The organism is Pseudomonas sp. W22_MBD1_FP4 (assembly GCF_052113765.1).
In the GTDB taxonomy this organism is placed as follows: Bacteria; Pseudomonadota; Gammaproteobacteria; order Pseudomonadales; family Pseudomonadaceae; genus Aquipseudomonas; species Aquipseudomonas sivasensis.
Map to the genome: position 1 here is coordinate 1 of NZ_JBGQOI010000051.1, position 7661 is coordinate 7661.

General features: G+C 64.2%; 9 protein-coding genes. 6 read left to right on the forward strand and 3 right to left on the reverse strand.

Annotation, left to right across the window (positions count from 1 at the left end):
* Window positions 1-161 precede the first annotated feature (161 nt).
* On the reverse strand, window positions 162-764 hold the full coding sequence (locus ACEN2T_RS29855) for a type II secretion system protein GspJ (RefSeq protein ID WP_442117991.1): 603 nt from the start codon (window positions 762-764) through the stop codon (window positions 162-164).
* Window positions 761-1213, reverse strand: a complete 453-nt coding sequence (gene gspH / locus ACEN2T_RS29860) for a type II secretion system minor pseudopilin GspH (RefSeq protein ID WP_032885408.1) — start codon at window positions 1211-1213, stop codon at window positions 761-763. The genes ACEN2T_RS29855 and gspH overlap by 4 nt, the downstream gene beginning before the upstream one ends.
* Before the next feature lie 93 nt (window positions 1214-1306).
* On the opposite strand from gspH, the gene ACEN2T_RS29865 reads away from it, so the two are divergent.
* On the forward strand, window positions 1307-1738 hold the full coding sequence (locus ACEN2T_RS29865) for a type II secretion system protein N (RefSeq protein WP_032885407.1): 432 nt from the start codon (window positions 1307-1309) through the stop codon (window positions 1736-1738).
* Here the strand turns inward: ACEN2T_RS29865 and gspI are convergent.
* Window positions 1725-2090 carry a type II secretion system minor pseudopilin GspI gene (gene gspI, locus ACEN2T_RS29870; protein WP_032885406.1) on the reverse strand — a complete coding sequence of 122 codons (366 nt, stop codon included), beginning with the start codon at window positions 2088-2090 and terminating at the stop codon, window positions 1725-1727. The genes ACEN2T_RS29865 and gspI overlap by 14 nt on opposite strands.
* A 148-nt stretch (window positions 2091-2238) precedes the next feature.
* On the opposite strand from gspI, the gene gspG reads away from it, so the two are divergent.
* The 5 genes from gspG to gspD are packed head-to-tail and all read left to right on the forward strand — an operon-like array spanning window position 2239 to window position 7450.
* Window positions 2239-2688, forward strand: coding sequence for a type II secretion system major pseudopilin GspG (gene gspG / locus ACEN2T_RS29875; RefSeq protein WP_032885405.1), 450 nt, complete (start codon window positions 2239-2241; stop codon window positions 2686-2688).
* Between the two features lie 8 nt (window positions 2689-2696).
* A complete protein-coding gene (gspK, locus tag ACEN2T_RS29880; protein WP_164440450.1) occupies window positions 2697-3575 on the forward strand; it encodes a type II secretion system minor pseudopilin GspK in 879 nt (292 codons plus the stop codon).
* Window positions 3572-4642, forward strand: a complete 1071-nt coding sequence (gene gspL, locus ACEN2T_RS29885; protein WP_442117992.1) for a type II secretion system protein GspL — start codon at window positions 3572-3574, stop codon at window positions 4640-4642. Before gspK ends, gspL begins: the two co-directional genes overlap by 4 nt.
* Window positions 4635-5147, forward strand: a complete 513-nt coding sequence (gene gspM / locus ACEN2T_RS29890) for a type II secretion system protein GspM (RefSeq protein WP_122681462.1) — start codon at window positions 4635-4637, stop codon at window positions 5145-5147. Before gspL ends, gspM begins: the two co-directional genes overlap by 8 nt.
* Window positions 5144-7450 carry a type II secretion system secretin GspD gene (gene gspD / locus ACEN2T_RS29895; RefSeq protein ID WP_442117993.1) on the forward strand — a complete coding sequence of 769 codons (2307 nt, stop codon included), beginning with the start codon at window positions 5144-5146 and terminating at the stop codon, window positions 7448-7450. The genes gspM and gspD overlap by 4 nt, the downstream gene beginning before the upstream one ends.
* Window positions 7451-7661 lie beyond the last annotated feature (211 nt).

Consider the following 7661-nt stretch of genomic DNA (forward strand, 5'->3'; position numbering starts at 1 on the left):
CGGCCCACGGATTCAAGCCGGAGTGCGGGCACACCGAGCCTAGGCGAGGTGCCGAGTGTTGGGGCAAGAGCCCTTTGCTTACTTTGGGGCTTTTCCAAAGTGAGCCGCCGTAAGGGCGGAACCCTAAGCGGCCATCACCCAAATAACGGATATGCCCCCAATCACTCCCCCACCCGCAAAGGCCCCAAAACCTGCCGATACCGCTCAACCCCCTGAGCGGTCTGCCTGACCAACCTAACCTCCAACCCCAAAGGATCCCCCCGCCGATTCCCACTCAACTGCCGCCAGCCCTTATCCGTCTCCCACACCCGCACCTGCAAATCGCTCACCCCCGTCAACACCACCACGCCATCCTTGGCCGCCGGCAACGGAAACCGATCCCGCGCAGGCGCCGCCGCGCGATACAGGTTGTCGCCCTTGAGCCACCAGCGCACCCGTTGCAGCCCATCCCCAGCGACCGGTGCACGACGAATCACGCTCAACTCAAACCCCTTGCTGTCAGAGCTGCGCACCGTCACCGCGGCCAGTCCATCGGCGTCGTCTGTCGGTGCGGTCAGTTCGACGCTGGCCCTGAGGCTGATGTCCCGCTGCAGCTGGTTCAGCACTCGCAACAACGCCTCAGTCTGTTCCGTGCTCGCCTGCAGGTGATGATCAGCGCGGGTCACGCTGTCGAGGCCGCGCCAGGCGATCAGGCTGACCACCGCCATCAACATGATCGCCACCATCACTTCGATCAGGGTGAAGCCTTTCTGCGATGAACTCATGGCTGGCTCACCACGCGCATCAAACCGGCGGCATCGCGTTGCAGGCTGAGGCTGTGTTGCCCGTCGGACAGCACCACACGCACGGGTGGGTTGATCCACTCGGCATCGAGCACCAGGGTTTGCCGGGGTTCGATGTTGATTTGCATCGGCGTGCTCTCCCATAAGCGTGGGCGCAATTGGGCATCGCCCTGGAACGCCTCCATGCCCATCCCGTCATCACGGCGACGGTTGAAGCGAAACCCCTTGGCATCGGCGCGCCAGGTAATCGGGCGGCCGTCGGCGCGGGCTTCGGCCTGGGCCACTTGCAGCAATTGGCTCAGACGCTCGGCGTCTTTGCGCAGCAGGTGCAGCGGGTCAGGCTTGATGCTCAGGCTGATGGCCGCGCTGGCGATGCCGATGATTACCAGCACCACCATTAGCTCGATCAGAGTGAAGCCGTGCTGTTTCATCGTGGGGCACCTGCTGAACTGGCGAGGTTGTGAAATAAAAACGTGCGAATTGGCCTGTACGCTGGAGATACGGACAAACAGGAGGTCCCACTCATGGCTTTTTCCCTGCGATTTTCACCCGCCCAGGGCGTGCAGATCGGTGCGTTGCTGGCGGCTTTGGCTGGCGGGGTGGTGTGGACGCCGCTGCTACTCACGTCCGCCGAATCCCACACGCCCCAGGCCACCCCGCAGGCTCTGGCGGCGCGCAGCGATAACCCGGCGCTGCAATGGTTTGCCAATGCGCCGACGGCGTTGCAGGTCAAGGTCACTGGCGTGCTCGCTGGCGCGCGCGGTGCGGTGGCGATCCTCAGCCTCAACGACGGCCCGCCGCGCAGTTTTCTTTTGGGTGAACGCCTCAGCCCTGGCGTGCGGCTGACGGCTATCGAAGGCGATGGCGTGGAGATTGAGCGCGGTGGCGAGAAGCTGCGCGTCAACCTCGATAAGTTGCCGGATGCCCCTGCGTTGCCGCGCCTCACTCGGCCATGACCTGGGTGGCGAGCCGCGCCAGGGGCGGCGCTTCACGGCTGGCGTCGAGCACCAACACGCTGATTTGAAAGAGCGGGCCATCGGCGCTGACGGTCTGTTCGCACCGCAGCTTCAAGCGGCCCTGGTCGCACTCGAAGGTCTTCTTGCCGCTGCGCAGGCCGCCCTCCAGGCGCACCTCTGCCAGACGACTTTGGGCCGCCAGCAACGCCATCGACTTATCCCGCAGCAGCCCGTTGCTCTGGGTCATCAATCCGGCCACACGCACAGCGGCGGCCATGGCCACGGCAATGATCGCCAGCGCCACCAGCACTTCAATCAGGGTAAATCCTTGCTCGTTGCGATGGCCGTACATGGCGCTCTCAAAGCCCGTAAACAGGCCCGCAGACTAGCGCCGCGAGTTGACCGATTGGCGACCGAACCTCCCGAGGATTTTCAATACGACTGACATATGTTCTTGCAACACTGCGCCACGAAATGCACCCAACCCAAGGAATGTCGAGATGGATATCGCGCGCCTAACGTCCCCATTGCCAGGCCCTCGCGGCCAGCGTGGCTTTACCTTGATCGAGATCATGGTGGTGGTGGTCATCCTCGGGATTCTGGCGGCGATGGTGGTGCCCAAGGTGCTCGACCGGCCGGACCAGGCGCGGGCCACGGCGGCCAGGCAGGACATCGGCGGCTTGATGCAGGCGCTGAAACTCTACCGCCTCGACCACGGCACTTACCCGAACATGACCCAGGGCCTGAAAGTGCTGGTGGAACGCCCGGCGGATGCCAAGACCAACACCTGGCGCGCCTACCTTGACCGATTGCCGAATGACCCGTGGGGCCACCCGTATCACTACCTCAACCCGGGCGCCAATGGTGAAGTCGATGTGTTCTCCCTCGGCGCCGATGGCCAGCCGGATGGCGATGGCGTGAATGCCGATATTGGCTCCTGGCAGTTGTAAGGCGCGCCATGAAACAGTATTCGCCCCCAGCGGCGAAGCAGCGCGGCATGGCGATTATCAGCGCGTTGCTGATCGCCGCCGTGGTCGCGGTGATCGCCGGCGCCATGCTCACGCGCCAGACCGTGTTTACCCGCAGCCTGGAAGCCGAGCAGATGCGCACGCAGGGCCAGTGGCTGCTGCAGGGTGGTCTTGAGCGCAGCCGACAGATGCTGTGGGAGGCGCGCCAGAAAGACGTGCTGACCCGCCTTGACCAGCCTTGGGCCCGCGCTCAGGGCGGCACATTCGAAGGTCGGGTTGAAGACGAGCAGGGCAAGTTCAACCTGCGCAACCTGGTCAATCGCCAGCGGGTGGATGCCGAGCAACTGCAGAGTTTTGAACGCCTGTGCCGCCTGATCGGCGTTGACCCGGCGGTGAGCCGGCGTATCAGCCAGAGGGTCATCGCGTCCTATGCGCAACTTGATATGCCCGCCAAGTACCCGATGCTGCGCAGCCTGGATGACTTGAGCGGTGTGGAAGGCCTCGACGCCGCGGTGTTGCAGCGCATGCAGACCTATATCAGCGTGCTGCCCGACATGACTTGGGTCAACGGCAACACCGCCCGCGCCGAAGTGCTCAGCGCCGTGGTGCCCCAACTGAGTCTGTCCCAGGCCCAGGCGCTGGTAGCTGAGCGTGACGGCGGGCATTGGTTTATCAACCGGGGGGATTTCGTCAATCGCCTGCACTTGCCCCAGGTGGCGGTGGACTCAGTGCAGGTCGGCATCACCAGCGAGTGGTTTCGCCTGCAAGGCCAGGCGCGGCAGGAGCAACGTCGGGTGACCCTCGATGCGCTGCTGCACCGTCCGGAAAATCGCCGGCCCCAGGTGATCTGGTCGCGGGTGGGCGTATGAAACGCTTGCGCATTGCCTTGCCGCCGCTGGCTGAATTGAGTGTGGACAGCCGGGTGAAGTGGGCCTGGTGGGAGCGTGGCACGGTGGCCTCTGAAGGTCATGAGAGCCTGGCGCAATTGGGCAAGGGCCGCCACGCGGTGGACTGCTTTCTGCACCCCTGCGACAGCCTGCTGACAAGCCTCGAATTGCCGCCACTGCCTGCCGCCAAAACCCATGCCGCCGTGGCCTGCGCGGCCCAGGCGTTGATCCTCGGCCCAGTGGAACAGATGCAAGTGGCTCACGGCCCGCGCGAAAGCGATGGCCGCGTGCAGGTTGGTTGGGTGCCGAAGGCTGGGCTGGAACGACTCAGCCAGGTCCTGGCGCAGGCGCCACTCAAACTGCGCGGCCTGTATCCCGCACCCTATGCCTTGCCGGTAGGGGCTGCGGCGTTGGATGAAGGCTATTTGTTGACGCGCGACAGCCTGCAACAAGCGGCGGTACACCCGCTGGGTTTGCAGGCGCTCGATGTACCGCTGGTGGACGCGGCGCAGCGTTGGGCCGGTGCCGTGCCGAGCTGGGGCCTGCACGCGCGTCTCAGCCAAGCGTCCAGCGGTGGCTGGGGCAGGGCGCTGGGCTGTGTCGCGTTGGCTGCCGTCGTGTGGACGGTCGGCCTCAACCTGTACGCCGCCCGCCAGGCGGATGAAGGCCAGCGGCTCAAGGCGTTGATGAGCCAGCAGGTACGCCAGGCGTTTCCTGAATTGCCGGTGGTGCTCAACCCGTTGCAGCAGGCCCGTCAGCAACTGACTGCACGCCAGACTGGCGCCGCCGCCGACCCCGGCCAGCGCTTTCCCAGCCTGCTGCAACTGGTGGGCAGCCATCTGCCGTTTATGGTGGGCAGCGTCGACACCCTGACCTTCGAGCAGGGGCGATTGCACCTGGAACTGCTGGCTGACAGCCGCAGCCCGGCGGCCGAGGGCGAGTGGCAAGCCGCGTTGGCCCAGGCAGGTTTTTCCGCCACACGGGACGACCATGGCTGGAGCATTGCGCCCGCGCAGATCGCGGAAAAACCTGGAGCCAGCGATGAATAAATGGCACCGCGTACGCAGCCAGACCCATGTGTTCTGGAACGGCCTGGCCCTGCGTGAAAAACGCATGCTGGTGGGGGCCGGTCTGGTGCTGGCGAGCCTGTTGACCTGGCTGATTCTGGTCCAGCCCGCGCTTAAAAAGATCGACTATTGGCAAGCCGAAACCCCCAAGCTGCGCGCCCAGGCTGCCGCGTTGCAGGTGCTGTTGCAGGACGTCACAGCACCTCGGCCCGCCGACGAAGCTGCGCTGCGCCAGGCCTTGGACAGCGCCGGTCTGCGCGAGCATTACCAGTTGCAGGCGCTGGATGCTGGCGGTTGGCGCCTGACCTTCGACAACGCCCCGGCGGACGCTGTGGTGGGCTGGTTGTTGGGCAATCCCCGAACCTTTTCTCTGGAAGTGTCCGAGGCACGTTTGCAGCGTGCCCCGGACACCGTCGACACCTCGGCCGGCACTGTGTCCGGGACCGTTCGCATGGATCAGGCGCTTGGCGCTAAGGAAGCTTCATGAAGTGGTCAGTCCCCCCTTTTCGTATGGCCGCGCCACTGCTGTTGCTGGCGCTCAGTGCGTGCAGCACCCAGCAGGCCACCAAGCCGTTGTTGGTGGACAGCGAACTCGGCCAGCCGTTGGCCGAGACCCGCCGCGGCGGCGATACCGTGCTGGATCGCCAGCGCGAACTTGTCCCCAAACCCGCCATACAGCACCGGGTGACCAACAGCGCCCGAGGCCAGGCCCCGACGACCGTCAAGGCACGTAATCCGCTGGGCGACCAACCGGTGCAGCTCAATTTTGTCGACGCCGATATTCAGGCCGTGGTGCGCGCACTGTCCCGTGCTACCGGTCAGCAGTTCCTGGTGGACCCACGTGTCAAAGGCAACCTGACCCTGGTCAGCGAAGGCCAGGTCCCCGCGCATCAGGCCTACGACATGCTGTTGGCGGCGCTGCGCATGCAGGGGTTCAGCGTGGTTGATGTCGGCGGCGTGGCCCAGGTGGTGCCGGAGGCCGATGCCAAGTTGCTCGGCGGGCCGATCTACAGCGCCGGCAGCAGCGGCATGCAGACCCGTACCTTCCGCCTGCAATACGAAAACGCGGTGAACCTGATCCCGGTGCTGCGCCCCATCGTGTCGCCAAACAACCCGATCAACGCCTATCCCGGTAACAACAGCATTGTCATCACCGACTACGCGGAAAACCTCGCGCGGGTCGCGCAGATCATCAGTGGCATCGACACGCCCAGCGCCATCGACACTGACGTGGTGCAAATCCAGAACGGCATTGCTGTCGATATCGCGGCCATGGTCGCCGAGCTACTGGAAACCCAGGGGGCCGACCAGACCCAGAAGATCAATGTGATTGGCGATCCGCGTTCCAACTCCATCATCATTCGGTCCGGCAGCCCCGAGCGCACGGAGCTGGCGCGCAACTTGATCTACAAACTCGACAACGCCCAAAGCAACCCCAGCAACATGCACGTGGTGTACCTGCGTAACGCCCAGGCGGGCAAGCTGGCCCAGTCGCTGCGCGGGTTGCTGACCGGCGAGAGTGACGCCGGGGTCAGCGACGAGGCGCGCAGCAAACTCAGCGCCATGGGCGGCAATGGCCAGAACGCCACGCAAGCCAGCAATGCGCAGAACAGCAGTGGTACGCCCACCGGCAGTGGGGTGCAATCGAGCTATGGCCAGGATTCACCCTCCACCGCCAGCCCGTCCAAGGATCAGGACACTGCGTTCAGCGCCGGCGGCGTAACCATCCAGGCCGACGCCACCACCAACACCTTGCTGATCTCCGCGCCGGACCCGCTGTACCGCAACCTGCGGGAAGTGATCGACATGCTCGATCAACGCCGCGCCCAAGTGGTGATCGAAAGCCTGATCGTCGAAGTTGGCGAGGACGACGCCACGGAATTCGGCGTGCAATGGCAGGCCGGCAACCTAGCGGGCAAAGGCGGGTTTGGCGGTGTCAACCTCGGCGGCAGCGGTGTGAATGGCACGCCCACCAGTCCCACCAGCATTGATGTGTTGCCCAAGGGCCTGAACATCGGTCTGGTCAACGGCACCGTGGATATTCCAGGGATCGGCAAGGTGCTCGACCTCAAGGTGCTGGCCCGCGCCTTGAAGAGCAAGGGCGGCACCAACGTGCTGTCCACGCCCAACCTGCTGACCCTGGATAACGAAGCGGCGAGCATTTTTGTGGGGCAGACGATTCCGTTTGTCACCGGCAGTTATGTGACCGGCGGCGGGGGCACCAGCAATAACCCGTTCCAGACCGTGCAGCGCGAAGAAGTGGGGCTCAAGCTGAACGTGCGCCCGCAGATCTCCGAGGGTGGCACAGTGAAGCTGGATATCTATCAGGAAGTCAGCAGTGTGGATTCCCGGGCGTCGGTGGCGGCGGGGACGGTGACCAACAAACGTGCGATTGATACCAGCATTCTGCTGGATGACGGGCAGATCATGGTGCTGGGTGGGTTGCTGCAGGATGGCTATAGCCAGAGCAACGACGCGGTGCCGTGGCTATCGGACATTCCGGGGTTGGGGGCGTTGTTTCGCAATGAGAAGCGCAGTGTGAGCAAGACCAACCTCATGGTGTTTTTGCGGCCTTACATCATTCGCGACAGTGGGGCGGGGCGCAGTATTACCTTGAACCGCTATGAGTTTATGCGTCGGGCGCAGGGTGGGTTGCAGCCGGAACACAGTTGGGCGATGCCGGATGTGCAGGCGCCGCAGTTGCCTTCGGTGGAGAAGGCGATTCCGGGCGGGCAGCAGCCGGGGCCGAGGGCGGTGATTCGGGCTGTACCGGTAGGTGCACGGCCATGAATCCAAATGAAGATTTGAATGTGGGAGGGGGCTTGCTCCCGATGAGGGTGTGTCAGCCACAGATGTACACACTGACCCACCGCTATCGGGGGCAAGCCCCCTCCCACATTTGGACCGTGCTCGGTCAGGAGGATACCTTGTGAGCCTTCTCCCTTACGCCTGGGCCAAATCCCAACGCATCCTCCTGCGCCCCGGCGAGGACGGCATGTTG

Bases quoted from the DNA above. Each gene is read 5' to 3' on its own strand.
- ACEN2T_RS29855 (WP_442117991.1), bottom strand. From the start codon at position 764: ATGAGTTCATCGCAGAAAGGCTTCACCCTGATCGAAGTGATGGTGGCG.
- gspG (WP_032885405.1), top strand. From the start codon at position 2,239: ATGGATATCGCGCGCCTAACGTCCCCATTGCCAGGCCCTCGCGGCCAG.
- gspM (WP_122681462.1), top strand. From the start codon at position 4,635: ATGAATAAATGGCACCGCGTACGCAGCCAGACCCATGTGTTCTGGAAC.
- gspI (WP_032885406.1), bottom strand. From the start codon at position 2,090: ATGTACGGCCATCGCAACGAGCAAGGATTTACCCTGATTGAAGTGCTG.
- gspD (WP_442117993.1), top strand. From the start codon at position 5,144: ATGAAGTGGTCAGTCCCCCCTTTTCGTATGGCCGCGCCACTGCTGTTG.
- gspL (WP_442117992.1), top strand. From the start codon at position 3,572: ATGAAACGCTTGCGCATTGCCTTGCCGCCGCTGGCTGAATTGAGTGTG.
- gspH (WP_032885408.1), bottom strand. From the start codon at position 1,213: ATGAAACAGCACGGCTTCACTCTGATCGAGCTAATGGTGGTGCTGGTA.
- ACEN2T_RS29865 (WP_032885407.1), top strand. From the start codon at position 1,307: ATGGCTTTTTCCCTGCGATTTTCACCCGCCCAGGGCGTGCAGATCGGT.
- gspK (WP_164440450.1), top strand. From the start codon at position 2,697: ATGAAACAGTATTCGCCCCCAGCGGCGAAGCAGCGCGGCATGGCGATT.